Below are 26,428 nucleotides of genomic sequence, written 5' to 3' on the forward strand. Positions count from 1 at the left end.
TCTCGTTGCATCGCCCTGAGGGTTGCCCCTAAAAGCTCCTAACCCCAGAATCGGACTTTTGTCAAACATGTCACGTACGTTTGTATCTAGAAACAAACAAACCGACCTTCCGGTGTACCTCGACTGCAACGCTACAGCCCCTCTGGAGCCGGCAGTGACCGACCTGCTCCGTTCGCACTTCGAGGAAGAACTCGGGAATGCCGGCAGCCGTACGCACGAGCATGGCGTCCGCGCCAAACGCTCGGTGGAAGAAGCGCGAAATCGGGTAGCCCACGTGGTCGCGGCAAAGCCCGACGAGGTCATATTCACAAGCGGCGCCACCGAGGCAAACAACATCGCCATTCTGGGTCTCGCGGCTCATGCGCGCGCGAGCGGACGCACCCACATCGTGGCGACGGCCATCGAGCACAAGGCGGTGCTCGAACCGATCGAATACCTTCAGAAGAACGGATTCGTAGTGGATCTGGTATCGCCGGGAACGAAGGGGTTTGTGTCGGCCGCCGAAATCGATGCCGCGCTCAGACCGGACACTGGCCTCGTCTCGGTGATGCACGCGAATAACGAGACCGGCATCCTGCAACCCATAGAAGCCATCGCCGAACTCCTGAACGGCCATAGCGCTCATTTCCACGTCGACGCGGCCCAGACCTACGGGAAGGATAATGTTCCTCTCCGCTCCAAAAGGATCGATTTTATCAGCGTCAGCTCCCACAAGGTCTACGGCCCTTTGGGCATCGGCGCCTTGGTCGCGCGGCGGCGGGACCACAAACGTCCGCCGCTGCAGCCTCTCCTCTTCGGAGGGGGGCAGGAACGGGGATTGAGGCCAGGAACACTACCGGTTCCGCTTATCGCTGGATTTGGCCTCGCGGCCATGATCGCAGAACGGGACTGGGCCAAGCGCCGCGCTCGTTGCCAGGAGATCCGACGCAGCGCGTTAAATGCGCTGGCCTCCCTTCCTGTCCGCTTTCACGGTGAGCAGGACAATTGCCTGCCCCACACCTTGAACTTCTCCGTCGCCGGAGTGGATTCCGAGGCCTTGATGGTGACGCTCAAGGACCTCGTATCGATCTCCAACGGGTCGGCCTGCACTTCGCATTCCTACGCTCCGAGCCACGTTCTTACCGCCATGGGTCTGAGCACGGAAGAGATCGCCGGCGCAGTCCGGGTGTCATGGTCTCACCTTACGCCCTCGGCACCCTGGGGAGAGATCGCTTCGCGAATCGCTGCCCTAATCTGACGTCCGCCTCCGCCTGGCCGCTCGGCACGATCGGAGCGCCACCATGGCAGAACATCCGTCCCTTTCGCCGCGAAGCGGAAGAACGGCCGTCCCGCAATCGAGGCTATTGCGACCCTCGAACCATTCACGTCCGCCGCATACCCCGAGCCCGTCAACCTCCGTTTCGTGAGGCCTGCGATGGCATGGGGGCGGGCATTCGAGATGGCCTGGCAGTGGGCAATTTCGATGTACTCATGTTAAGGATTAAAGCCGATGCGCTGGCGGCTCGATTCTGCGGGCGAGGCTTAACCATCGCGGCGAATGGAACGTGAAAAAACCTAGCGCTTCAGACAGGCCCGAGATCGTCCTTGGAGCGCTCGATGGACTGCAGAGTTTCTCGTTTCGCGGGCACTACCGATCCGGAGCGGACCTGCTGGCGCGGGACCTGCTAATGCCGGCTTTGGAACGTAGCCACCGTTACTGGCGAGCCGCAGGGTTCTTTTCCAGTTCGGTCTTCCGTTCGGCCGCTCCGGCTTTTTCCGGATTCTTCGGTCGGGGCGGCACGATGCGTTTAGTGACCGGTCCGCTTTTCGAACCCGGCGACATAGAGGGCCTTCGACGATACTACATTGGGCGCGAAGCTGCCGGGGGCTCCGTCGAGGAAGCGTTTCGGCGCCTGAGCGACCGCAATGAGACCACAGGGGGCATATTCGGTCGTCTGCTCCAGATGGGGTCCCTCCAGGTATTCGTAGCCCGGCCGGTCGACCCGACCGGCAATGCGATATATCATGAGAAGTTCGCTGTTTTTCTCGACGTCAACGCTTCCTTGGTCGTTGTCGGAAGCGGAAACGAATCCGCCATGGGGTGGGAGAAAAGCTTCGAGCGTTTCGAAGTCTCCCGATCGTGGTCCGGCGGTCTCGAAAGAATTGCCACGCACAGGATTTTGGCCCAATTCGAGGCTTTGACGAACAATGAGACCAGCGGATTGGAAGTCGTGCCGCTGCTCCAAGCGTATCGGAAAGGGTGGCTCGAGCAAAGAATGACCGACTCTTCGGACGAGAAAGGGGCCAATCCGATGGTGGTCCGAACGACCCAGCCGGAGGTGCTCGTGCAGGCTCCGTTCGAACTCTTCGAGCACCAAAAGTCCGCCATGAAACGCTGGGCCGCGGCGGGCGGAAAGGGCCTGCTTGAGATGGCGACCGGTTCGGGAAAGACCGTCACGGCGTTGGCGATCGCGTCCAGACTTCACGACGCGCTCAAGTCCCCTCTGACCATAATCATCATCGCTCCCTTCATCCATCTGGTCGACCAATGGATGGAGGTAGCCGCGTCCTTTGGGCTCTCTCCGATCCGCTGCGCCGAGGGGAGGATGATTTGGCAGGACGAGCTGTCCACCGCGATCTACGCGGTGAACAACGGGAGACGTCATGTCCTTAGCGTCGCCGTGACTGCGGCGACGCTGCAATCGCAAGGATTTCGGGACATGATCGCTCGATTGCGCAGTCCCATCCTAGTCATAGGCGACGAGGTGCACAATTACGGCGCCAGCAAGGTCGCCGCCGCGTTGCCGTCCAACGCCGCCTATCGGCTGGGATTGTCGGCGACCCCAGAGAAGTGGATGGACCCCGAAGGCACCGCGCGAATCTACGGTTATTTCGGAAAAACTGTGCATACCTATTCGATGGCGGATGCCCTTCGCGATAAGGTCCTCGTCCCCTACCGCTACCATCCGCTTCTCGTCCCACTCGACAACGACGAGGCTGAAAAATACGAGGAAATCAGTGCGAAGCTCGCCAAGTTCGGAATTCAGGAGGGTTCCGCCGATCTCTCGGAGGGAGCGAAGGCGTTGCTGATGAGACGCGCCCGCATTCTCGCCAGCGCCCGAAGTAAAATCCCTGTCCTGGCAGGACTCCTTCAGAAACGCGTCGAAGACACGCACATGCTCATCTACTGCGGAGACGGACGGCCGGAATCCGACGGGGACGAGATGCCCGCGCGGCAGATCGACGAGGTTTTGGGTCTACTCGATGGCCTTGGTATCGTTGCGGCATCCTATACGGCCGCTACCCCGCCGGAGTCCCGACGCCGGATATTGCGCGATTTCGACGACGGTCGCATTCAGGCCCTCGTGGCAATACGCTGCCTCGACGAGGGCGTCGACGTACCCTCCACTCGGACTGCCTTCATCCTTTCCAGTAGCACCAATCCGAGGCAGTTCATCCAGAGGAGAGGCCGCGTGCTGCGCCGGTCGGCCCGGACGGGAAAGCGCCAAGCCGCGATCTACGACTTTTTTGTAGTTCCGGTCGCCGATACGGGCCAAGGCAGGGCCATTTCCAAGCTCATGCAAGGAGTGGTAAGAAGACAACTAGACCGGGTACTCGAGTTCTCCTCGCTCGCCTTAAATGGACCCGAAGCGCGGAGCGACTTGCTCGCCTGGACGAAGAGGCACGGCTTGGTGGGGCTTTGGGGAACATGACGAGCGTCAAGGACAAGGTTCAAATCCTGTTGAATCGGCTTTCGTCCGAAGAGCGGCAACTGCTCGGCCGCGTTCTGAAGATCGAGAAGGAGAACCTTTATCAGCAGAAGCCGCGGGGGTTGAAGGACGACCTCATGCGCGCCGTGAGGGAGATCATCAAGTGATCCTCCAACGGCTGCAGGTGGAGAATTTCCGCCAGTTTCACGGAAAGCAGACGATCGAGTTCGCAACGAACAAGACGCGAAACGTGACCTTGATCCATGGGTTCAACGGCGCGGGCAAGACGGCTCTGTTGAATGCCTTCATATGGTGCCTGTACGGCGAGACCACGGAAGACTTCGAGGCGTCCGATCTTCTCGCGAGCGAAGCCGCTATCGCGAGCGTTCCGGAAGGAGGCGTCGTTCCTGTTCGCGTCCGCATGACCTTCAAGTTGAACGACGGAAGCGTCTACGTCGTCGATCGCTCCCAGGATTTCGTTCGGCGCGGCTTGGAGCCTGCTCCCCAACAAGCGCAGTTGTCGTTGTCCATCCAGCGGAGCGGATCGAGCGAGCTCGACACCGTCGACAACGCGAAGCAACAACGCATCAACACGCTGCTTGCGCAGCAGCTCTACAAGTTCTTCTTCTTCAACGGGGAGCGGATCGAGTGGTTCGCGAGCGCCGCCGCCTACGATACTGTCGAAGAAGGCGTGAAGAGCCTCCTGGACATCAAGATCTACGAGCGTTCGATCGCGCATCTTCAGGATCTGTCCAGGAACTTGGCCGGCGAACTCAAGGAGCACGGGGGAGAGGAGCTGCAAGAGGCGATCGCTGAATTAGAGCGCCTCATGGCGGCCGAGCAGGAACTGACGGAGCGGGAGAAGCAGCTTCACAACAATATCGCCTCGCTCGAAACCGAGAAGGAGACATTCGAGAGGGAGCAGGCCAGCATTCAGGCTTTGGCCGTGCTCGCCGCAGAGCGAGATGGCTACCGAAAGGAATTTGACAACTATCGCGGCCAGCTCGAAGAGCGAACGATCGAGCTGGCCAAGGCGGTATCCAGCGATGGCTACCTCGCTTTCGCCGAAATGCCGCTGAAAGCGACGTCCGCTTGCGTCGATGCCGCCCGGCAGCGGGGCGAGCTTCCTGCCAAGATAAAACCGCAGTTCGTCAATGATCTGCTCGACAGCCGGATTTGCGTCTGCGGACGACCTCTTGACGAGCATCATCACAAGGAGGTCGAGGTCCTGAAGGCCTGGCAGCGGGACATCGGACTTGCCGAGCACGAGGAGGCGGTCAGCAAGCTGAGCGCCGCCGTCGTCAATCTGCTCGGGCGCCGCGATTCCTGTTTCACGCGAATCGACGACCTTCAGGGGCGTCGATCCGAGCTCAAGGCTCAGACCCGCAGAGTCCAAGACAAACTCGCCGAGATAGAGGACAAGCTCAGCGACCCCACAGCCGGCCAGCGCGCCGCGGATCTTGCAGAGCAGATCACGAGAGTGTCGGCAGAACTCATCGATCGGAAAGCGGACCTGAAAATGGTCGGCGAAAAGATTATGGACAATCGGGCTCGGCAAGCAGAAGCCAAGGATCGCGAATCGAAGCTTCAGGCAGCGGATCAGCAAGGCGAACTTATCAAGCGCCGACGAGCCGCGGTTGAGCGCTTGATCGCTGTCCTATCCGAAATCTACGAACTGAGAAAGCAGGACGTTCGGGAAGATCTCAGCACGAGGATCAGTCGGCTCTGGAACGACGCGGCGATAAAGGATTACGAGGCTTCTTTGACCGATGACTTCCAACTCAAGTTGAACAAGCGCATAGGAGGCCACCTGCAGCCGGTCCATGGCGCCTCGACGGGGGAGAAGCAGGTGCTCGCATTGAGCTTCGTTGGCAGTCTGGTCGAAAAGGCTAGAGCCAACCTCGAAGAAAGCGATCAGAGCGAATCGGAGATCGAGCGCGGCGGGCTCTATCCTCTCGTCATGGACTCGGCATTCGGCTCTTTGGAGGACGAGTATCGGTCGAAGGTGGCTCAATGGATTCCGACACTCGCGAACCAGGTCATCCTTCTCGTCTCCAAGACCCAGTGGCGAAACGAGGTCGAGCGGGAGGTTCGGCCGCGCGTCGGCAAGGAGTACATTCTCGAGCTTCATACCACGAAGAGCGATACTAGTCGGAACATCGACATATTGGACTCAACGTATCCTTACGTCGTCGAGACTACCGATCCTTACGAGAGAACGGTCATCCGAGGGGTGGAACCATGATGGGGCGCATCGCGCCGCCCAAGGCGCTGGAGGACGATCTGGAAAGGTTCGTGATGGTCGATCCACAGGACGGGGTCGCATTATTCGAGACGAAGCAGAAGGCGCTGATGTTCGCAGCCGCGTTAGGGAAGTGGCGCGGTCAGGAACGCTCGCGTATCGAACGAAAAGGCGTTGCGATCCGTTACGATGTCTTCGAGACCCGTCTCGATGACGGTTACATCGATGCGCTCGCCGTCTCCGAGACGGGAGACCTCCGGGTGCTTTCCTCGGAGCGCGACGACGAAAGAATCGCGATATTCGAGGAGTACGCGCAGGCGGGGTTGCGGGAGATGATTGAATGTTGCTTTCATCGGCCAGGCGATCCGATGGAGGCGCTGCTCGCGCTCATCGATGAGGCGCGTGTGGCCCGCACCCGCGGCGTCGAAGGCATCGACGAGGACGCTCTTCGTCAACTCATGGGGGACTGATGGACGACGAGGTCGTGGACGAGATTCTGGGGTGTCTCGGTTTTGGGCAGGCTCTTGACCAGGCAACCAACCGCATTCCGGCCGGATCGGAGGATCAGATTCGACTCGAAACTCGGCGCATCTCGGCGGAAGCCTCGGACATCACGAGCGTATATTCGGACTTCTGGGAGGACATGTTTCTTGAGGCGGATTCCTCCGCGAGCCCGCAGCCGGAAGCATTCTTCCAACTCTATTCGCGTGTCGCGACCCTCACGGGGGAGTGCACGGATCTGACTTATTCGCCCGCGAAGAAGGAGGGACGCGGCGGCTATCAGGTGGATGGTTACGCCTTCGAAGCCGAGACAGGCGAACTTTACCTTGCGGTCTGTGATTTTAGAAACGGCTCGGAAATCGAGACGTTGAACGCCGGCCAAGTCGAGGTCCTGATCCAGCGGGTCAAATCCTTTCTTGAGCGCTGTATCATGCCGGACTTCGTTGAGAATCTGGCACAGACCAATCCCGCTTTAGAAGCCGCCTATTCCGTCCACTCCAACTACCAGACCATTCGGCGCATCCGCATCGTCATATTCTCGAATGCGCGATTGGCTACTCGACGCCCTCCCGAAGCGACGGGAGAGATCATCGATCGGCCGGCCGTGTTCAGTGTACTTGACCTCGCTAGGTACGATGGGATTAAGAAATCCAAGGGGCAGGTCGAACCGATTGAAATAGATCTTGCCGAATTGAACGGTTCGGCGCTCCCCAGTCTGAGAGCGCACTCGGGTGCCGGCGACTACTCAGCGTTCCTGGTAGCGATGCCGGGTTCTTTGCTGGCCAAAATATACAGCCTCTACGGATCGCGCCTGCTCGAACAGAACGTACGAACGTTTCTTCAGGCGAAGACGAAGGTGAATCGCGGCATCATTCAGACCATCGTCGCGAACCCGAAGAGATTTTTTGCTTACAACAACGGCATAACCGCTACGGCATCCAGCCTCGAAACGGCCAGACTGAATGACGGCTCGCTTGCGATCCGATCGATAAGGAACCTTCAGATCGTCAACGGGGGACAGACGACCGCGTCGATACTTTACGCGAAGGACCGGTCGGGCGCGGACCTCGGGGACATTTGGGTCCCGATGAAGCTTTCGGTGGTGGAGCCGGGGTATCTCGAAGAGATGGTACCGAAGATCTCCCGATATGCGAACACGCAGAACAAGATCAATGAGGCCGACTTCTTTTCGAGTCACCCCTTGCATCTCAAGCTCGAGCAGATATCCCGACGGCTTATGGCTCCGCCGAAACCCGGCTTTCTTTCAGGATCGAAGTGGTTCTATGAGCGCGCGCGCGGACAGTACAATGACTACCTCGTTTATGAAACGTCGGCCGCCCGAACCAGGTTCGAGCAGGAGTACCCCAAGGACCAGAGGATCGACAAGACCGAGCTGGGCAAGTTCGAGCTCACCTTTCTTTGCCAGCCCAATGTCGTCAGTCTGGGCGAGCAGAAATGCTTTATCGAATTCGCCGAATATGTAGGCAAGAAGTGGGAGGAGGACGAAGCATCGTTCGACGACGAGTGGTTCAAGAGGGCGGCGGCGAAAGCCCTCGTGTTTCGTTGGACCGATCGGATGGTCGCAACGTCGGACTGGTACAAGTCGGACCGAGGGTTCAAGGCGCAGATCGTCATGTATTCGATTGCGTGGCTCGTCTCCTATCTCGCGCGCATACGCAGGTCAGAGATATCGCTCGAGGTGATTTGGAACGCGCAGAGTATATCGGCCGATTTCGGGAATGGGCTGCTCGAGGTCGCCAGACAGGTGGCGAGGAAGATCAAGGAAGCGCCTCCGAGCGTGAAGAACATAGTCGAGTATTGCAAACAGGAAGCTTGCTGGAACGCCGTTTCGAAGGCGGACTTCGTCGTCCCGCAGCAGCTTGGCCCGGAAGTCAGGCGCATTTCCGGACCGTTGAGCCGGAAGACGCTTCCGACCGACGATTCGAAATCATATCGGCCTTCCACGACAATCGTCGAGCGTGACGATGCTATTTTGTATCTTCGACAGCTCGTGGACGGAGGAGCGAACGACCGCGAAGGTCTGATCGCCGGGCTGGCCAGGCTGTCGGGATTCGAGCGCGTTGGGAGCCGCGCCCGGGAGGAAATGGCCAACGTGGTGCGCACAGGCGTTCGTCGTAGGATCCTGAAGAGTAACGGTGAGCAAATCTCAGTCGGGGCACGCACCATTTCGGAGTACGATCGAGATTTCTTAAAGGATCAATTTTTGGCCTCGATGCAGGGAAGAAGCTGGACGGAAAGATCGGAAAGCATCCGCGCTTTCGCTCGATGGCTCGGCTTTCGTCGAACCGGGCCGTACATCGAAGAGGCCGCCAAATCGCTGATCAACGGATTGATCCGGGAGGGCAGGCTAGAGAGCGAAGGTTCTGAGATCAGGCGCAAAGGGTGAACCTCATTCGGCAGCCTTCGTTTTCGAAAGCATTGGATGCCGACCGAGGCTGACGCCAGCCCCCGAGCTGGGGATGTGCCCCAATCGTGCTCCAGTGGCCTTCCGCTTCCGACCTTGCTGCGATGGCGGAGTCGAAAGGCTGAATGCGATCGACGCGGCCCTTTCGACGGCAGCGGCTTCTCATATCTTACCCGTCAGACCGATCCGATAGGAGTTCGCGAACACTCCCGTGTCCTGATCGTTGCCATTCTTGTAGGTGAATCCCAACGCAATATGGCCTGCTGAATCTAGGTTGTAGGTAAGATCGGTTTGAAACCAGGAAAGATTTCGCCCGGAATAGACCTCGGTCGCCCATGCATAGGTCAATGTCGCACGGAACGGCGTTATATCCCCCGCCCCCAGCCCAGGCAGAAGCCGGAGCACGGCCTGGGTACCAACGCGAAGCGCCTCGGTCGAGTTGTTGAACGCCAGAACTTTTCCGATACCCGTGACCGAGGAATATCGCGCGAACAGCGTCGGATCGAAACGCAAGACGTAACCATGGAACGAGGGAGTGGGATAGTGGATGTAGAGCGGATCGTAGACCGGGATGTATTCCGCCGTGACGCTCGAAGCCGACGTGTTCCTAATGTGATCTTCCTGCATGCCCCCGCGCACCCGAAAGAAGCTTTTTGGCGTATGCGCGGTGTACCCGACTTGCATGTAAGCACCGTACGCGAGCTTGTCGGCGTTCGACGCTGCCTGGCTGGCGGCCGAATTGTAGGTCCGGTCCAAGGAGGCGTACGCCCCGTAGTTCGTATAGGTGGGCTGCCACCAGTAGGTCGGATCCATCAGCGAATTGTAATTGACCGCCACCGTGCCATCGATGGCCCAGATGCGGTTTCGGGCGGCCATGTCGTCCGTGTATGAAACCTGGGCGCCTGCAGCGTCCTTCGCATCCCCGGCACACCGCAGAAGATCGATGTCCTTCCAATCCTGCCGAAGCAAAAACTGCCATCCAGCACAGGGACTGTACTCGGGATTCGCCAACACAGGTTTGGCAGTCGCCGCAACGTCCGCTGCAACAGGCGGAGGCTGGATTGCCCGAGCCATCGCGGACCGCGCCCGACGCGCCGGCGCGGGCGATTTCGACAGTCGGGCCATCGCTTCGGTCTTGGCTGCCGGATCGCTCGAAATCCGGTCCAACATGGCCCTTTCTTCTGGGGTCAAGTCGGCGTGGGCGGTCGATGCCATTGCCAGCAACACGACGACCATGAACGTTCTTTTCATCTTCGTCCTCCGGGATTCACGCGGTCCATTTCGCCCCGCACGCAGCCAACCGTGGTGCAGGAGATGATCTTCGCATCGGAAACAGGAACGCCAGCCCGTTGGATGCGGTCGGCGAGTCCGGCGCGCGCGGCGCCGTCGTAGGGAGGATCCAGCTTGGTGTCGTCCGGATAGTGTCCGCCTAATATCCCATCGAGAACCCTGTCGTTCGCCCCTCGCCCGGAAGGGCGCAGAAGGTTGCGTTCCAGCAGATCGTTGAATACGGCATCCGACTGCACCGCCATGATCAGCCGACGCTCGGGCGCGGCACGTTTGGCGACCCTCGCTTTAGCTGCCCCGCCCTTCTTCGCACGCGCCTTCTTTGCAGATTTAGGCTTTTTATTTTTGGGCTGTTTTTTCAACCGCTTCTTGGTCGCCTTCTTCGGCTTGGTCTTCGATACCTTCTTCTTCGAAGCGGTCTTCTTCGATTTCGCTCGCGCCATCACGTCCCCCTTTGCCTTCCAGATTCAAAACTTCCTTCCACTAGACCTAAGCTCGCCTGCACGCAGGGCGGCTCACCTCCTTCGTTGCAGTCACCTCAGCCAGAAGGCGAGATCCCGCGCTCTCGAACCTCCATCACGCCATTCGGCCAGCGATTGAAAGAGCGTATCAGGGTCCCCGCCCTCGCTCAGAAACGCCCGCCAGGAATAGTGGTCGTAGACGCCCTGAATGTGCACAGCGTAAGCCTGCGCGAGCGCCTTGTTGCCCCGGACGATGACGAGGTTCTCGTCGTTGTTCTTGGACGCCGAAACCGAGAAGTTGTGCGACCCCGTGATCACCGCGCAATCGTCGGAGAAGGGGTCCACGACTATGACCTTGGAATGCACGATCGCGTTGAGGCCGGCCGGGAAGAACATCCGCCTGGCGAATTCCTCGCGCGCCCAGGACGGCAGATTGTCCTGCGGGATGCCGCTCGGCAGCAACGTCGAATCGCGAAACTGCTTCTCTTCGCCGCGGCGTATGACGCGGGCGCCGCTTTCGATGATCGTCCCGTTGGCCGTCTCACGCACCTCGGACACCACTCCGCGCACGTATGGCCCCTCCTCGCCCTGGCTGCGATCGAGCAGGTCGTTGAGCAACGGGGACTGCCCGGGGGTGAACATGAGGAAGAATAAGCCCTCCTTGGCCTCCTGAATTAGGGTCCTGACCGGTTCGAACTCCTGTTCGGCAGGGGTCGCGGAGAATGCGATGGATACCGGCCCGTCCGTCGTCCATTCGGCATTGTGATCGCGATCGGTCATCTCGTCGCCCGCGGCAACGAGCCGATGCCACTGATCGAGAAAGCGTTCCGCTATGACGGGCCTTTCGACCACCAATACGTTGTTCAGCTGGGTGCAGAGTCCGGTCGTCGTCCAGTTCGTGCTGCCCGTCAGCACTCTGGTCGCCACTCCCGTCCCCGGAACGCGCTCGACGACGAACTTATTGTGAACGCTCGGCGACGAACGGCCGGCCTTCGACAGATCCCGTTCGTGGACCGTGAGCTCAGCGCCGCCGAACTCGTCCACCACGCCGACCTTCGTCGAACTACCGTTGCCGACTAGAATGTTGCCGCGCTCCCCGAACGCCTTCAACGCATCGATCAGCTCCTGGTCGTTAATTTCGTACAGCGCTGCAAAGATCTCGTTGCCCCGCCGGTCGGCATCCGCGAGAAAGGAGAGCAGTTCATGGCGCGCGTCGCCGGAAAGGTACCTTCGGGCGGGAAAGCCGGGAGTACTGAGGCGGGCCTTGAACCTCTTCAAGGCGGCCACGGTGATGTCGCCGCTGATGAAACGGCTGACGATCTGCGACATGATCGTTCCGCGGTTGAAATACACGGAGAGGCCATCCCCGACCGCGGCCAACGGGGTGACCGGAGGCGTCCATGCGCTCGCCGACTCCGTCACCGCCGCGTATACGCCCGCGCTGCGCCTCATAGGTGTCACGCGGTACTGCACGCTGTTCGATTTTTCGACGGCATGGTCCGTCCAGATGCAACGGAGAAGCGGCGATCGGTCCGAAGCGATGCCGTCCGGCGGCACCACGTCCGAGCCGGCTCGCGGCGGGATGCGATTGTTGAGGATTCTGATTTCACCCGTCGTGACGTCCTTGGCTTCCAGCATGAAGCCTTCCCATTCGGCAGGCCATGGATCGGGGCGCCAGGCGATCAGAGCATCGTCCCGGTTCGCATGGACTGTTACGGTGACAGCCATCGGCTACTCTCCTCGCAGCGCTCTCGGTCTCCGGGTCGGCCTGCCTCTCGCAGCAGGGCAGCCTATGCATCAGGATGACGCTAGGCGAAATCCCGTTCCGGCGAACCGCGATCAAAAACGCCGAACGAGACCTTGAGCGGTTCGCCGGCCAGTGAAAATTCAAGGTTTCGCTGGGCGACAGGCGAATGCGCCCTCAATACGGAATCGATTATCGCGAAGTCGGTCGTGAAGCGGACCTTCTTCAGGCAGGCCGCACTATCGCGGCGGCCGTAACGAAACAGACGAATCATGAGATCGTCGATCCTCAAACCGCGCCTCGTCATGCCGCCAGCGTCGAATTCGGCGGCGTGCTGCCAGAAACCGTCGGGATCGAAGAATATCACCGGCGTGAAATCATCCGATGTCTTGGCGTAGTAGTTCTGCTCCGCGTCTTCGAACACCTCCCTCATGGTGCCGCCGCCGCCTTGGGCGTAAATGATGCCCGCGCGCGACTGCGTGATCAAAGCTTCCTCGCGGATGCTGTTCTGAAAATACTTCGCATAATGCGTCGCGAAGGGCATCGTGGGCTCCTGGCCGTACAGCCAGGTCGGTATCGCAAGGCTCGCGCCCTGCGCCGTGGGCGTGCGATCCTTGACCTCGAGCGCCGCGTTCATCCATCGACGCGCTTTGTCGAGGTCCGCCTCCCGTCCCGGCGCGATGTCTCCGGTAGCCGTCACGATGTCGTTGAGGTTGGGGAGATCGGCGACTTGAGACAATGCGGCGACGGCGGCCTTCAGTTCGTCCTCGCTTCCGTGCGCGAACAAGGCTTCGAGGTGCGCCGCCTCCATGGCTCCCGGACCGCCGCCCGTGACCACGAGGTAGCCGCCTTTGGTCAGATATTGTCCCAGTCGTGCGACGGCGGCATACGCCGGCGCCGACCTCGAGATGCCGTGACCTCCCATCACGCCGACGAGCTTCGGCTTCGGGTTCGTATCGAGAAGATTTTTCAGCGCCTCGGCGATATGGGCGTCATGGTCCGCCTGCGCCCGCCTGACGTCGAGGGACTTCGGTGTCGTCGATCCATCCGCCACGTACCCGCAGAAGGTCTGGAAGTCCCAAGAGGAGGCGAATGCCATGGGATCGTCGCGGCGGTAACCCTCGAGAAGATCGGAGCTTTCGTAGAGCTTGGTCGGTTTGCCGTACTCCATGGCCGCTCCTTTCTCCTGGCTATCTTGCGGGGCAAGCCGACGTGTCGGCGTATGCCTCGTTGAGGAAGCGCGCCAAGCGGAGCCCCGCGCGACCGATCTGTCGGTCCAGGATCGGGGTAGCCGTCTGCAAATAATCGTCCGTGAGCTTCTTGTCGGCCGGCACCGCATTCCATGCGATCCGTGCCTCCTTATGGCTCTCTTCCACCCAATCCTGCGTAGTGCCGGCATCGGCGCCGGCGGCCTCCGCCGACTTCAGCCAGCCTTCTTCAAGCCGCTCCACGTAGGATCCCCAATTCCACACGAGTTTGGTGATCAGAAACGTGTCCCACATCGCATGGAGGTTGGTGGACAGGTCGCAGTTGTTCCTGCACGTGTTGCCGTGCATGACCGACGTGACGCGAACCAGATTGCCGCCTTTCGATTCTAGGACCGTGTGAAGCGGTTGATGCACGTCACCTACGAAATGCACGGCGAACTTCAACGCTTCCGCCTTTCCTTCGTCGGTAGCTGCGCAGCGCAAGTCGTCTTTCAGGCGTGCGAGTTCGGCGATCACGCAATCGCCCTTGGTATCCTTGTCCGGGGGATTGCAGTCTCTCGCCTCGGCGTAGCGATCTTCCGCGAGCGGCAGATCGACGAAATGCCAATTGTAGGTGTGGGGACGCGCATCGCGGACGTCGTCGGCCCAGCTGCCCGTGGAGGCCAGCGAATGTCCTTTGCCCAAGAGCCGCTCGACATTGGCAAGTGCGTTAGGGTTCAGCCGCCGATGCGCAAGTTCGGCGATGGCCGAGTGGCCTTCCTGACCGAATCCGAAGCTTGCCGACGACGATAGCAGCAGCAGCGCTGCCGAAAGCGCGATCCTCATAGCATCATCCCTGCCCGATTGCAGCTTGACACGCCTGCTATTACAAGTCGAGACTGGCCGTGGCGAAATCTGGAAATGACGGACTGCGTCGAAAACGAAATCGGATTGCGTACATGCACTGAGCGAAAAGTATTTGCAGCACAACCTTATCAGTGTTAACTTGATTTTGATACCAAAATTTTCCCGGAGGTTGTCATGGCTGACGGAAAGAAATTTGCATTCCAGCTCACACAGGACCAACTCAAGGCCCTCAAGCCACTTCTCGATCAGACAGGAAAGCTGAAGATCGCCGGCGAGATCGAGGGAGACAAGCTAAACGTCTCGTTTCTCGCCTGCAACATGGCATTCATTGCCTGCAATATGGCGTTCACCGCCGCCGACGGAGCAATCAGCATCCGATCCAAGCCGTGAGAATACAGGATCGCAATCTTGACGACGTGCTTAAGCACGTCCGCGCTCGCTTCGACTCCGACCTTCCCAATTTCACCGACTGCATCGGCAAAGCCTTCGCGGGCGTCGATGTGGTCTTCTGGCGCGAGCGCTATCTGGAATTCTATTGGAAGTGCGTAACGACCGTGCCTGGCTACATCCAGCAAGTGGTCGCCGCCAACGCCGAGGCCGAGAGCGCGGGCTCCAAGGGTCTCTTCGACCTATGGACACAGTTGCAGGGCTTTGCCGAAGCGGAGGAAGGTGTCGAAAGGCACTTCCGCGACGAGTCCCGTCATGCCCGTCTTTTCGTTCGTTTGACGCAGCTGGCCTTTCCCGATTTCAAGTCGGACGCCGAACTGTTCGATTGGAAGAACGGGCCTGTTCGACGCGATGACGGCGCCGAGGGAAAAGTCGGAACAGTCCGCAAGCCTGCCTGTCATCCTCGACAATCTGGTGCAGATGAACATCGGCGAGATCCGCACGCGGGCCCACATGTTCATGATCGGGCCCGTGCTCGCCGCCTTCGCGCCGGCTGAGCACAGGGAGCAAGTCGACGGCATTCTGTCCGGGCTCGTGTTCGACGAAGTGTCCCACATCGGCTACACAGCGTACCTGATGGAAAAGTGGTGCGAGGCCGGTCACAAGCCGCTTATCGAGCAACTGTACGCGAGGCGCCTGCGGGATTTCGACAGATACACCATCGAACAGACACGCCAATCCATCGATCTCTACGGCGGCGGTGAATTCCCGGATCTGCTTGAGATCTAAACTCGAGCAGGCGTCGGCGGTCCCGGAAATGCCGGGGCACCCGGCTCAACCTTCGCCGCGCGACACGCGAGCCCCGATCGGCTACTTTTTTGTCCGTTTAGGAAGTCCTTGATCGCCTCTTCTGCCAGAATGTAAGCCGGCTTGGACGCGTCCAAAGCTGCCCTTCTTCAGGTCCAAGGTGACCATGCTACAGACGCAGCATGCTTCATGTAAGGACTCCACCTAGAATATCCCAGATCTCCAATTTCCTTAGCAGCCTCCGACTGGCTGCTGCGTGCTCAGCGATCTGAACAAGGTGTGAGGAGATAGCTGGAATCGCGGGCGCTTCAGTACAAAGCGTACCATTTGTCACGCCTTGAACGCACTCTCTGCACTTGCGCGCACATTGGTTCGTTTCGTACAAACTTTGCATGCGCACAACGAAATGCGATCCCAGATTTTATTGACTAGTGTAAATTGCAGGTCCATGCTGCGCGCAATTTCTGCGTGACACCTTTTTTGAAGTTCATTTCACAACCTGAGGGATACTGAACATGCGGTATCTTCTCCTATTTCTGTTGACGTTCACTATGCTCGGCCCGGCGGCTGCACAGGAGCCCAGCGTGCGCGTCTATCGTCTAGATGGCAGCCTTCAGTGCGAAATGGGTAAGGCCAGGACTCTTGCCGAGGATCGGCAGGTTCTTGAGCAACTCGGGGCAAAGATCATTAGCGAAGGCAAGCGCGTCGTCCCGACCAATATTATTGCCGTTTGCGGAGCCCCCACCGGTGCCGCGAATAGCTATGTCATCTTGGCGGCCGACTGGGCCAAGATACTGGGAAGTTTTGTCGGACCTGCCGGATTTGCGTTGTGGGATCCGACCGATAGCGACGCTGTCTATGTCTACAAGTATGATGGGTCCGTTCAATGCGGCGGCGGACAGCCGATCTCATTGGAAGCTATGGCAAAGGAGCTGACGGACGCAGGCATCACGATCATTTCGCAGCGCAAAGGCACTGACGGTCTGGCGCATCCGTTCGTTTGCGGCGCAACGACCGGTGCAATCAATATCTATGAAATAGATAGCGCTGATCTTCAAAAGGCGCGCGATCGTCATTTCGGCGCCCTTCAAGCAGGCGGCTCGGCGGCTCCCCCACGCGGACCGATGGCTGCTGCCATACGTATGCAAAACGCGGATGGTCTACCGTTGCCATGGCCATTTCCTTGGGCCTCGGTACCTTATCCCTGGCCCTGGCCCTGGTAGATTGAGATTTATTGGCAGCGGAGCAAGGAGCCAAACGCCAAATCGACCGTTTGTAGCGTTTATTGGTACCGACAAAATGATTGTTGGAGCACGCGCATGTGGGACGGAGTTACATACGTCGATCCAAGCCACAGTCCGATCATTTCAGAAGGCAAGAACGCGACGCGCTTGGTCGTGACGAACGCCGGGCCCTCTACGATAACGCTGCTCGGTTGGCCCGTCACCAATCCGGCCCCACAGACGACTCCCGAGATTAACGTCCGTCTTCGGCCGGGCAACACAATCAGTGTTTCAACTTGCTTGCTCCGCGCCAACCTCGGTGAAGGGCCGGCTCCCGGGCCCAATCCGTTCGCGGCACTAGCGTGGAGAGTAGTGGCATGAACGCGGGCACGGACGAAAGAGGATGGAAGCAACTCACGATCATCCATCTCAGCGATATGCATTTCGGGCAGCGCCATTTCTTCAATCCTCCGTCAGCGGGCGCGGCGAGCGAAGAGCGTACCCTTCTTTGGTCGATATCAAAGGATCTGCAATCTGGGGCGTTTGCCCTGGGTCACGAGTTCTCAGGGCCGGTGCAGTCCGAAGCCTCGGGGCCGGGCAGCGTGCCGCGCACGATCTTCGCGTTGACCGGGGACTTCAACGAGCGATGCACCCAACCCGAGTTCAAGCAATCCGAAACCTTCCTGCAAGGGCTGTACGACATCACCGTTTTTGGCCACAAGGTCGGACCTGCTGATATCTTCCTGATTCCCGGAAACCACGACCTCAAATATGCGGAGGAAACTCTCGCGGATCGTTGGGGCAAGTTCATATTGTTCTACCAGGATCACAATGACAAGAGGCTAGCTCAACATGGTAAGCCTCCATTGCCGCTCGATCCTCGCAGCCCCCTCGCACTGACAAGGATCATCGATCAATCTGACGAGGGGCTCGTCGTAGCCGAGATCAATTCTTGCGCTTACGTACAAAAAGGCACCGTCGACGAACGTCGTGGACAGCTAGAAGATAAGGCGGTGTACGAACTCGGTAAGCAGCTTGAGGCTATCGACCCAGCGAACCTTCGGAAGTCTATCCGCATCGCATTGATCCATCACCATCCCGTCGTCTTGCCCGTCCTCTACGAGGAGGACAAGGAATACGATGCGGTCCTGAATTCCGAACTTCTGTTTCGGTTGCTAAAAGAGCATGGATTCCATCTTCTTCTGCACGGACACAAGCACACGCCATTCACATACAGCTATGACGCGGTGTCGGCTTGGACTACCGATCAAGTTCAACCGATTCTCGTTGTGGCCGGAGGTTCGGCGGGTAGCACAGAGATACCGAAGGAGGACGGATCGCGAAGAACGTACAATGTCATTAGCGTCAAGTGGCATCCGGCCGCGGCGCAGGCACGTATTCTTATTGAGACGCGTGGACTCGTCACCGAGGATCGGGGAGGCCGGATGCCCGACCCAAAGTGGTACTGGAAGACGTTGCGTACTGACGACAGATTGTTGACGTCGTCCAAATGGGAGGATGCGGACGGAAAGACCGTCCGCAATTGGACCAGAAACGACGATCGATTTGAAAGAGCTCGGCTAGACGAGACGGCTCGGCTCAGACGAAACTTCCCCGCCATCGAGGTCTTGCCATCGCTCGACAAAGACCAGGCATACGAAGCGCGGGTTTGGATAGAAGGTCAAATTTCCCATCCAGACTACAAACCGCCGGAGCGAGTCGAGTGGTCTGCTAGTCGGACGTATTTTCCCAAGATTCACGTATGCGAACGCGACGCAGATCCGCAATTTAGAGCACGTTTCTCTTACTACGGTCCGACATTGATTCAAACTCGATTGTTCTGGTCCGATGGCGAGGCTCTTGCCTACATATATGCACGCTTCCCTCGCGGAATTTGACGCCGAGTCTAACCACGTTTTTCATTTGGCTTGGGATTTGACGCGAGAACCGCGCGCCTCACGCCCAGACTAGGAAAACACCAAGTCCAGGACCCTTGATCATGGCCACCAGACCGGATCCAAAAAGGCGCGGTCGCGAGATCATTTATGCGGGCGGAATCCTACCGCGCGAGCTCAATGACGAGCAGGAGCGTATCCGACTCGGACTTCCAAAGAATCCGGACAGCAAGTCATCCTATGTCGTAGAACTTAACCTACAGAACCATGGTGGGCTCGCGGAAGCCGACAACGCATTCAACGCACTTTATCGAAAAGTCGTCACAGACGATCATGCAGACGCACGGATGCCGGTCGCCGTCTCAAAAAGCTACTATAGTTGCTTCATCAGTCTGAATGAAGCCCGCAAGCTAGCGATCGAAGACGAAAAATCAGGCAGCATCAAGCAGCGCAGCATCTATCGTATCTGGCCGGATTACAAGATCCAGCCTCACGTTGATCGATCTGTCGCAACCGTCAAGGGCGACGCGGCTCTCAAATCATATAACGCGTCAGGAGACGGCGTCGTGTGGGCCGTCCTTGATTCGGGGATTCAGTTCGATCATCCCCACTTTGGGGACGCCGCAGCGGCAAAGCGAGCGATGGATGGCGAGCGATCCGACCCTGCTAAGGTGTCGGAGGAGGAGGACAAGGCCGCGCGTCTCAGTCACACGCTACTAGCTCCCGAAGTCGCAACGCTGCACCGATTCTTCGGACGCACCATCAAGAGAGTCGGCAATCTGGCTATACCCGCGCCCCTTCCGGATCCGGATGCGTCTCCGGCCATGAAACCTGAGGAACGAGCTGAGCTCATCCGTCAGCATGTCGAACTCGCGCTAACCGACGAATTTGGGCACGGCACGCATGTAGCTGGCATTCTCGCAGGCGGCATCATGAATGAAAAGGCACCAACCCTTATATTTGAGCGCAGGTTCAAGTCTGACGATCAAGGCACCAAGAGCGAGGTCGAGTTCGTAGAACGAAGGGTTCGCGACGCGCGGGCGCTGCACGGCGTTGCCCCCTTCGCAAAGTTGGTGAGTCTGCGGGTCCTTGACGACAAGGGCGAGGGTTACGCCAGCGACGTGATCCGGGCAATGGCCTATGTCCGCGAGCGGCTCAACGCCGATCCGAAGCTTCTCGTAGTGCATGGCGCAAATTTGAGCGTTGGTTATGAGTTCGCTGCCGAGTTGTTCGCCTGTGGACAGAGCCCTCTTTGTATCGAAGTCGACCGACTTGTGCAGTCGGGGGTGGTTGCCATCGCGGCAGCTGGAAACACGGGGTACGGCACGATCGCGGCGACTGCGCGAGCGGCCAAGGTCGGGCTATCCAATACCATCAACGATCCGGGCAATGCCCGCCATGCGATCACGGTGGGAGCAACGCATCGGGAGTCGCCGCATACCTATGGCGTCTCATTTTTTTCATCCAAAGGCCCCACCGGCGATGGCAGATTGAAACCCGACCTGGTTGCTCCAGGAGAACGGATTACCTCTTGCGCAGCCGGTGCAACGCTAAAGAAACTGCTCGATGGCAAGCCGGACCCAACTATTGCCTACTACGTCGACGACAGCGGGACCAGCATGGCCGCTCCGCACGTGTCCGGAGCGATCGCGGCATTTCTTTCCGTCCGCAGGGAATTCATCGGCCAGCCCCTCAAGGTTAAGGAGATTTTCCTGAACACGGCGACCACACTTGGCCGCGAACGCTATTTCGAGGGGCATGGCCTCGTGGATCTCATGCGCGCAATCCAATCAGTGTAGGCTGGCGAGGAGGCTGGTATGGCTAAAATTCCCAAGTTCGAGGTGGAATTCACGAAGGAAGGGCAGGTTTTCGATACCAAGCAAATTGACGCGGTGCTGAGTTCCTTGCCGCAGTTCAGCGATTTCATCGTATTTTCGCACGGCTGGAATAACGACAAATCCGACGCCCGTGAGCTCTCGCACAAATTTCTCGATAGGGTTCAGGACGTCGTGGACGCAGGGATTGTCCCGGGTGTGCAGGACCGGAATTTTGGAGCCATCATCGTGCTCTGGCCGAGCAAGAAATTCACCGACGAGGAGTTGATCCCCGGGGGCGGTGCAGCAACTGCACAACTGAAGGAGGATCTCGCGCCGGTCGAGCGCATCCTTGATGAATTGAAGAACGATCCGGACCGGCTAGGTGAGAAGAATGCCCCAGAGCCGCGCAATCTTCTGATAGAACAGGCAAAGGGGCTACTTCCCCTATTGAAGGCCAATGCCGACGCCCGTCTGAAGTACGTGTCACTGCTTAGGACGTTGGTCAGGCTTGACGACGCTCACGCGGACGATGGTTCGCTGGAATTTTTCACATCCGATCCGGAGCAGATCTTCAAGGACATGAGCGAAGCGGTTGCCGCTCCTCTCGGGCCGAATCCGGGCGGTAGCGCCAGTCTGACAAGCCAAGCGGGCGGGGCCGCCGGATTGAAGGACGTCGTGGATGGAGTTCTGGGAGCTGCGCGGCGCATCGCAAATTTTACAACGTACTACCAGATGAAGGCGCGTGCGGGCCTTGCCGGACGTGTTGGTCTCAATCAAGTGCTGCGCCTCCTGCGCCAGCAGCACCCAGCTATCCGTCTGCACCTCGTTGGCCACAGCTTCGGGGGCCGGCTCGTGACTGCCGCGGCGAACGCGCTCGATCCCAACACGGGGTCTGTAACGCTGACGTTGTTGCAGGCCGCGTACTCACATAATGGATTAGCGAGCGAATTTGACGGTACCAACGATGGGTTTTTCCGCAAGCTCATCTCCGAAAAGCGGGCGTCCGGGCCCATTATCATTACTTACACCAAGAACGACACTGCGGTAGGTATCGCCTATCCCCTGGCCTCGCGCTTATCGCATACGAACGCGTCTACAATCGGCGATGAGAACGATCCATATGGTGGCCTCGGCCGCAATGGCGCGCAGCACACGCCGGAGGCGAAGGGGCTAGGACAGGTACTAGCAGACCTGCCTGCCCCCTACGAATTCGTTTCCGGCAAGGTTTATAATCTCAAGGCCGATAGGTTCATTCGAGGCCATAACGACATCTGTAAGCAGGAGGTTGCATACGCGATGCTAAAGGCAGCAATGGCGGTTTGATCGCCGCAGCTGGCCAAGTCTTCTGCCAAGCCCATTAAGGAGCTTAGCAAGATCGGCAACAACCAAGTCATCGACGAGGAATGCCAGCGCTTTGGCCAAACTGTTATAGACGGTGCTAGTGCCTCACCTCATGGGCTCAGAACGTCTAAATAAATCGATCTTCCCACCGCCGTTATCCACTGTCGTCGATCGCATCCTGTCCATGGCGTTATGCGCAACGCTCGCTTCATGCTGGAAAGTTCGCATCTTGTGCGGGGCCGCCCGTATGCCGAACCTCCAGTTCGCTGCCGTCGGGTCGATCAAAGTCATCCAGGTTCGGTGCGGATTGATGCCTCATCACCGACCGCGCCGCAGCACCGAAACTATTTGCCTAGGCGCATTCGACGTGGTTGTATTGGGACCATTGGCTCGTTTTGCGCGATTGCTGGTGCTGCATTTCTGAGGTCTGGGCTTTTCTGTAGGAACCCCTGCATGGGGTGTGCTCGGCCGGGTCAAGATAATCGCCAGTGTCTCGCGTTGTTCGATCGCGGCCGTGAGATTAGCTTCAACCAACCGATCTCGCTGGATTTTTATAGGGAATAGCATGACAGCCCCTCGGGGTCTCACAGGCCGGCCGATCAACTAGGAAGCTTTCATTTCAAGATATTTGGAGGTCGATAAGCAATGACACCTCCCCCGACCCCTGCCACAACGGCAGACCCGGTTCTGAGTAAACTGCAGAGCGATGTCCAAGGCGGGCACGTCGCAATATTTTTCGGCGCGGGGCTCTCGGCTGCGTTGGCGGAGAACGGCGAGATTGACGGCTTCAACCTGGCGTCTTGGAGTGGGTTGCTCAAGCACGGCGCGAAGTGGGCTAAAGATTGGTGTGGCGAGGATAAGGATTTTGTTGAGAGCATCGAGCTAGATGTCAGGGGAAACACTAATTCGATGTTGGCAGCCGCTGAGAAGGTCTCGCAAGCCCTCAAGGATAACTATCAATATGAAAAGTGGCTGCAAGCCAGCGTAGGCAGCCTTAAGTTCTCGAGCCGGGCAACCCTCCTTGCCGAGTCACTCAAGGCATTCGCCGCCAAACACATTCCTCTCATAACAACAAACTACGACGGCTTGCTCGAAGCCGCGACAGGTCTGGAAGCCATCACCTGGCAGGACAGAACCAGGCTGTATCGTCAGTTGGACCGAAAGGCCGGCGCCCCCTCCAGAATCATTCACTTGCATGGCCAGTACGAATGGCCTGAATCGGTTGTGCTCGGCGTCCGCGACTATACGACCATCCTGGGCAACGAATTCCTAGCCGCATGGAAGACGTCGCTGGGGTTCACAAATAGCCTGCTGTTCGTCGGCTTCGGCAAGGGACTGGACGATCCACATTTCTCAAAATTCCTTCGTTTGACCCAAGAAGTCATGCGCGACGGAAACAAGGAAATTTACCGTTTGTGCCGTGCAGAAGAACGGGACGAATTAGTAAAGCAGAAACTGGGAACCCCTGTCGTCTATGGGGACGATTTTAATCAATTGCCCGATTTTCTGGGTAAGCTTTTGCAGGGCTTCGATCCGCGTCCCCCTCTCCCCCCTCCCCCTATGCCAAAATGCGTTCTGCTCGTTGGACGTTACAACGGCGCGGATCAGCAAAAGCGGGCGATCGAGGTTGTGGACAAGCATTTGAAACCGGCCTGCTTGGCGGCCAATTACTTCGTTCCTGAAATCAATGACGACGAAGACCTCTATGACGCTTCCATGTCGCACTTGCTCCATGCCCCAATGGCAATGGCCTACGTAGGAAAGAGAACTTGGCCCTCCGACATTCTTGCCAAGGTTGGATTTCGCCTGGCAACTGGGAAGCCCTTGGTGCTGGTGTTTGAACAAGGCGAGGAGTTTCGTCCGCCGCAGTTCGATTCGCTCTATAATTTGATGCTACTCCGGCGAATGCAAACAATCAGCGTAGCACCGTCGGACGCGACTGATGCGAGCTTGCGAGCAACCGTCAACGAGCAGATTACAAAGGAACTCCATGCCCAATCGACCAGCTATTTTGGAGCTCAGCCTATTCATCCGATGGCAGTCGTACGTATCGACACCAACAGGGACGAGGACGAATATATCGATGCCACCGACTCCACTTTGGGATTGCTGACGGAGGACAGGTACCTTTTGGGTCGGCGAGGCACCGACGTCGTGAAAAACCTCGAACCTCGCATCGAGCCAGAGCAATGGCCCTACTTCTCACGGGAGCAAGATAGGCTCTACAAATTGTTTCTCGAACAGCCGGGCTCGGCGGAGCTCAATTCTGTAACACCGATTGCGCGGATACCGCTGGTTTATAAACCACCGGTGAAGGGTGTGAGGAAGGCCATCTTGCCGATCGTCACCCGTCACGCGAGTAAGGGCGGCATTCACCATATGGAAGTGCTGCACTTGGACGTGAGTGCATCGATGATGCGAATGGCGGACGGACATTATGAACTGGTCTCCCCGCGCGGCGTCGATGAAGTTAGCTGCGCGGCGCTGGCGGAAGATCGCTGGTTCTATTCACCCTCCCCAAGCTTGGAAATCAGGGATGGATTGATAGTCGATACCAACCTTATTTGCCGCGTTCTATTGGATGCGACTGACGGCTCGTTGCACGGGCAACCGGTAAGGACTTTGCTTGCGAAGCTTCCTTTAGATGAGGACGATTTTGGCTTTGGCCAACCAAAATTCGATCTCGATAGCATCACGGCACGTTTCAATCCCGTGGACATTGCTTCAGCGACTTTCGGACGAATAGACGTCCGCTCTCTTACGCGGCCGATGGTCGACCTGATTAGGGGCCGCCCGATCGGCATGTCGTGGGACTGGGCCATCGAGGAGGTTGAACGTGAGGCAGAGTTCCTCAAGACCTTCCGCGAGCAACTAATATTGTCTCTGAAGTGGGACGTGTATGCCGCCAATTACGACCGCGTACTCCCGCTCTGCGAGTATTACTCAAATGCGGTAGGTAGACATGTTTCATATCTTACCCCACCTCAAGCCGAGGGCATTGTTAAGGTCTGCGACATCGGAGCCGGAACCGGAAATCTCTCACTGCAACTCCTGGAAAAGGGCTGCCACGTCACCGCGGTTGATCTATCGCGCTCGATGCTGCGTCATCTCAAGGCGAAGACTACGATTGATTACTCCTCTCGCTTGCGCATCCTGCAACAATCAGCGGAGAGGCTCCCGCAACTTGACAACAGCTCGTTCGACGCCGTGACGGTTATGATGGCTCTATATGGTATGAAGCAGCCTGAGAAGGCGCTCAACGAGTGCATTCGGATCCTAAAGGATGGCGGCAAGCTGGTAATAACCGAGCCAACTGCTCAACTCGATGTCGAAAAAATTATTAGCGGAGCTCAGACCTCCCTGAAGGAAAAGGGGCTGCTCGAAACGTTGGCGGAGCCCTGGCAGCGCGTGCAAGAGGCTGGCCGTTGGCTCCGGGAGACGATCGGCTTCCGGATCGAAGACGTTGAGGCCGTGCTGGCCAGCGAGCGGTTTAGTATACAGATAAAGCTTTCCTCGCACTTCGATCAGTGCGCAACAATCGTCGCCACTAAGTCGCGATGAGCATGTGCGGACTAGCGCGTAGCGTTCTTGGTTGCGGTGAAAAGCAGACCGCAGCCGAGCTCGGCCAGATGAAGGGTCAAATGGTCGCAATCGAACAAGCCTCGATCGCTAAGAAGTGCAATATCCAAAATTCAGAATAAGCCGCCGCCGGGAACAACCTAACGCAGTCCGTTTTTTTTCGACACCCCACGCCGAGCTCCCGCCGAGTTGAACGACGCACCATGACGATCCCGCTCCTCGCCGTCATTGCCCTATTGCTGTGTGTTGCGGGCCCGGCAGCCGCGGAATGCGGAGAACGGGGCCGCCCCGGTTATCGTGGCCCGAATGGCAAATGCGTCGGATGGGCAGAGATGGGCCGCATATGCGGCAATCCGCCCGCAACTCGATGTAGGCGAGGTGGTTGCGCCGCACGCAGCTGATGCAGCCGGCCACGGTGCGAAGATTGAAGAGCTGCGCCAGCCGCAAAAGAAGTAACGGGCTCCCGCGCCACCAAGTAACAGAAGTGCTGCCGGGGTCTGCCTGGCTTTGGACTTAGACCTGAGGATTTCGATCAGAGCCCTAATGGTCCGGGTTAGAGCCGAGCCAGTGTCCTAAGCACTTGCTCGGCTTGTCTTTTCAATGACATCTAAATTCATGCCCTCGAGAATACATGACGCAAAAATTGGGGCGCGCACGCCCGGCTATAGAGGGCGAGGCGGTTACATTGCGCATGATCCATGATGCACCACAAATCTCGCCTACCGCCGCGCGCAACCAAGCCGGCTTGCTCGGCCGCGCCGGGGCAATCCGCCAGTTGGTCATTGGCCCAGCCAGGGGCAGTGCGGCAAGGTGCGAAAGCCAAGGCGAATGCGCCAGCGATGCCGCGGAACCGGAGATGAACCCATTGAGTTGATCTGTAGCTTAGCTGAGCGAATGTGGAAAGTAATATGGCCCTGCACTTCAGCCGCGTCGACACTGACGATCTGGAGATATGGATCGCAAGAAGTGACGACTA

General features: G+C 58.4%; 19 protein-coding genes. 14 read left to right on the top strand and 5 right to left on the bottom strand.

The annotated features are described in order from the left end of the window. Positions 1-67: 67 nt before the first annotated feature. The 6 genes from dndA to ACVMB0_RS00505 all read left to right on the top strand — a co-directional run bounded on the left by dndA (position 68) and on the right by ACVMB0_RS00505 (position 8,839). Positions 68-1,237, top strand: coding sequence for a cysteine desulfurase DndA (gene dndA, locus ACVMB0_RS00480; RefSeq protein ID WP_461344905.1), 1,170 nt, complete (start codon positions 68-70; stop codon positions 1,235-1,237). A gap of 307 nt (positions 1,238-1,544) precedes the next feature. Further along, positions 1,545-3,692 (top strand): DEAD/DEAH box helicase family protein, encoded by a 2,148-nt coding sequence (locus ACVMB0_RS00485; RefSeq protein ID WP_461344906.1) that lies wholly within the window; start codon positions 1,545-1,547, stop codon positions 3,690-3,692. Further along, complete coding sequence (locus ACVMB0_RS00490; protein WP_461344907.1) at positions 3,689-3,856, top strand: hypothetical protein; 168 nt, start codon at positions 3,689-3,691, stop codon at positions 3,854-3,856. Before ACVMB0_RS00485 ends, ACVMB0_RS00490 begins: the two co-directional genes overlap by 4 nt. Then, a complete protein-coding gene (locus ACVMB0_RS00495; RefSeq protein ID WP_461344908.1) occupies positions 3,853-5,934 on the top strand; it encodes an AAA family ATPase in 2,082 nt (693 codons plus the stop codon). The genes ACVMB0_RS00490 and ACVMB0_RS00495 overlap by 4 nt, the downstream gene beginning before the upstream one ends. Then, positions 5,931-6,401, top strand: a complete 471-nt coding sequence (locus tag ACVMB0_RS00500; RefSeq protein ID WP_461344909.1) for a DNA phosphorothioation-associated protein 4 — start codon at positions 5,931-5,933, stop codon at positions 6,399-6,401. Before ACVMB0_RS00495 ends, ACVMB0_RS00500 begins: the two co-directional genes overlap by 4 nt. Next, the gene (locus ACVMB0_RS00505) at positions 6,401-8,839 is read left to right on the top strand and encodes an AIPR family protein (protein WP_461344910.1); all 2,439 of its coding nucleotides are present in this window, start codon (positions 6,401-6,403) and stop codon (positions 8,837-8,839) included. Before ACVMB0_RS00500 ends, ACVMB0_RS00505 begins: the two co-directional genes overlap by 1 nt. A gap of 180 nt (positions 8,840-9,019) precedes the next feature. Here the strand turns inward: ACVMB0_RS00505 and ACVMB0_RS00510 are convergent, their stop codons facing one another. The 5 genes from ACVMB0_RS00510 to ACVMB0_RS00530 all read right to left on the bottom strand — a co-directional run bounded on the left by ACVMB0_RS00510 (position 9,020) and on the right by ACVMB0_RS00530 (position 14,382). Then, on the bottom strand, positions 9,020-10,108 hold the full coding sequence (locus tag ACVMB0_RS00510) for a hypothetical protein (protein ID WP_461344911.1): 1,089 nt from the start codon (positions 10,106-10,108) through the stop codon (positions 9,020-9,022). Beyond that, complete coding sequence (locus ACVMB0_RS00515; RefSeq protein WP_461344912.1) at positions 10,105-10,587, bottom strand: hypothetical protein; 483 nt, start codon at positions 10,585-10,587, stop codon at positions 10,105-10,107. The genes ACVMB0_RS00510 and ACVMB0_RS00515 overlap by 4 nt, the downstream gene beginning before the upstream one ends. Before the next feature lie 90 nt (positions 10,588-10,677). Continuing rightward, positions 10,678-12,333, bottom strand: coding sequence for a phospholipase D-like domain-containing protein (locus tag ACVMB0_RS00520; protein ID WP_461344913.1), 1,656 nt, complete (start codon positions 12,331-12,333; stop codon positions 10,678-10,680). Between the two features lie 80 nt (positions 12,334-12,413). Beyond that, on the bottom strand, positions 12,414-13,520 hold the full coding sequence (locus ACVMB0_RS00525) for an LOG family protein (RefSeq protein WP_461344914.1): 1,107 nt from the start codon (positions 13,518-13,520) through the stop codon (positions 12,414-12,416). A gap of 19 nt (positions 13,521-13,539) precedes the next feature. Then, complete coding sequence (locus ACVMB0_RS00530) at positions 13,540-14,382, bottom strand: S1/P1 nuclease (protein ID WP_461344915.1); 843 nt, start codon at positions 14,380-14,382, stop codon at positions 13,540-13,542. A gap of 195 nt (positions 14,383-14,577) precedes the next feature. On the opposite strand from ACVMB0_RS00530, the gene ACVMB0_RS00535 reads away from it, so the two are divergent. The 8 genes from ACVMB0_RS00535 (at position 14,578) to ACVMB0_RS00570 (ending at position 25,434) form a co-directional block, all read left to right on the top strand. Beyond that, entirely contained in the window at positions 14,578-14,793 is a 216-nt protein-coding gene (locus ACVMB0_RS00535) for a hypothetical protein (protein WP_461344916.1), read from the top strand. Further along, positions 14,790-15,347 carry a hypothetical protein gene (locus ACVMB0_RS00540; protein WP_461344917.1) on the top strand — a complete coding sequence of 186 codons (558 nt, stop codon included), beginning with the start codon at positions 14,790-14,792 and terminating at the stop codon, positions 15,345-15,347. The genes ACVMB0_RS00535 and ACVMB0_RS00540 overlap by 4 nt, the downstream gene beginning before the upstream one ends. Beyond that, positions 15,322-15,579, top strand: coding sequence for a hypothetical protein (locus tag ACVMB0_RS00545; protein ID WP_461344918.1), 258 nt, complete (start codon positions 15,322-15,324; stop codon positions 15,577-15,579). Before ACVMB0_RS00540 ends, ACVMB0_RS00545 begins: the two co-directional genes overlap by 26 nt. A gap of 533 nt (positions 15,580-16,112) precedes the next feature. Beyond that, entirely contained in the window at positions 16,113-16,820 is a 708-nt protein-coding gene (locus tag ACVMB0_RS00550; RefSeq protein ID WP_461344919.1) for a hypothetical protein, read from the top strand. A 377-nt stretch (positions 16,821-17,197) separates the two neighbouring features. Further along, a complete protein-coding gene (locus tag ACVMB0_RS00555; protein WP_461344920.1) occupies positions 17,198-18,718 on the top strand; it encodes a metallophosphoesterase in 1,521 nt (506 codons plus the stop codon). Positions 18,719-18,819: 101 nt separating this feature from the next. Beyond that, positions 18,820-20,514 carry a S8 family peptidase gene (locus ACVMB0_RS00560; protein WP_461344921.1) on the top strand — a complete coding sequence of 565 codons (1,695 nt, stop codon included), beginning with the start codon at positions 18,820-18,822 and terminating at the stop codon, positions 20,512-20,514. A gap of 18 nt (positions 20,515-20,532) precedes the next feature. Then, positions 20,533-21,855: a hypothetical protein gene (locus tag ACVMB0_RS00565; RefSeq protein WP_461344922.1), complete on the top strand. Its 1,323-nt coding sequence runs from the start codon at positions 20,533-20,535 to the stop codon at positions 21,853-21,855. A 663-nt stretch (positions 21,856-22,518) separates the two neighbouring features. Beyond that, complete coding sequence (locus tag ACVMB0_RS00570) at positions 22,519-25,434, top strand: methyltransferase domain-containing protein (protein WP_461344923.1); 2,916 nt, start codon at positions 22,519-22,521, stop codon at positions 25,432-25,434. Positions 25,435-26,428 lie beyond the last annotated feature (994 nt).

Source organism: Bradyrhizobium sp. USDA 4451, assembly GCF_054822585.1.

Coding starts and splice junctions, on each gene's coding strand:
- dndA (WP_461344905.1), top strand. CDS start 68: ATGTCACGTACGTTTGTATCTAGAAACAAACAAACCGACCTTCCGGTG.
- ACVMB0_RS00490 (WP_461344907.1), top strand. CDS start 3,689: ATGACGAGCGTCAAGGACAAGGTTCAAATCCTGTTGAATCGGCTTTCG.
- ACVMB0_RS00500 (WP_461344909.1), top strand. CDS start 5,931: ATGATGGGGCGCATCGCGCCGCCCAAGGCGCTGGAGGACGATCTGGAA.
- ACVMB0_RS00505 (WP_461344910.1), top strand. CDS start 6,401: ATGGACGACGAGGTCGTGGACGAGATTCTGGGGTGTCTCGGTTTTGGG.
- ACVMB0_RS00510 (WP_461344911.1), bottom strand. CDS start 10,108: ATGAAAAGAACGTTCATGGTCGTCGTGTTGCTGGCAATGGCATCGACC.
- ACVMB0_RS00515 (WP_461344912.1), bottom strand. CDS start 10,587: ATGGCGCGAGCGAAATCGAAGAAGACCGCTTCGAAGAAGAAGGTATCG.
- ACVMB0_RS00520 (WP_461344913.1), bottom strand. CDS start 12,333: ATGGCTGTCACCGTAACAGTCCATGCGAACCGGGACGATGCTCTGATC.
- ACVMB0_RS00525 (WP_461344914.1), bottom strand. CDS start 13,520: ATGGAGTACGGCAAACCGACCAAGCTCTACGAAAGCTCCGATCTTCTC.
- ACVMB0_RS00530 (WP_461344915.1), bottom strand. CDS start 14,382: ATGAGGATCGCGCTTTCGGCAGCGCTGCTGCTGCTATCGTCGTCGGCA.
- ACVMB0_RS00535 (WP_461344916.1), top strand. CDS start 14,578: ATGGCTGACGGAAAGAAATTTGCATTCCAGCTCACACAGGACCAACTC.
- ACVMB0_RS00550 (WP_461344919.1), top strand. CDS start 16,113: ATGCGGTATCTTCTCCTATTTCTGTTGACGTTCACTATGCTCGGCCCG.
- ACVMB0_RS00555 (WP_461344920.1), top strand. CDS start 17,198: ATGAACGCGGGCACGGACGAAAGAGGATGGAAGCAACTCACGATCATC.
- ACVMB0_RS00560 (WP_461344921.1), top strand. CDS start 18,820: ATGGCCACCAGACCGGATCCAAAAAGGCGCGGTCGCGAGATCATTTAT.
- ACVMB0_RS00565 (WP_461344922.1), top strand. CDS start 20,533: ATGGCTAAAATTCCCAAGTTCGAGGTGGAATTCACGAAGGAAGGGCAG.
- ACVMB0_RS00570 (WP_461344923.1), top strand. CDS start 22,519: ATGACACCTCCCCCGACCCCTGCCACAACGGCAGACCCGGTTCTGAGT.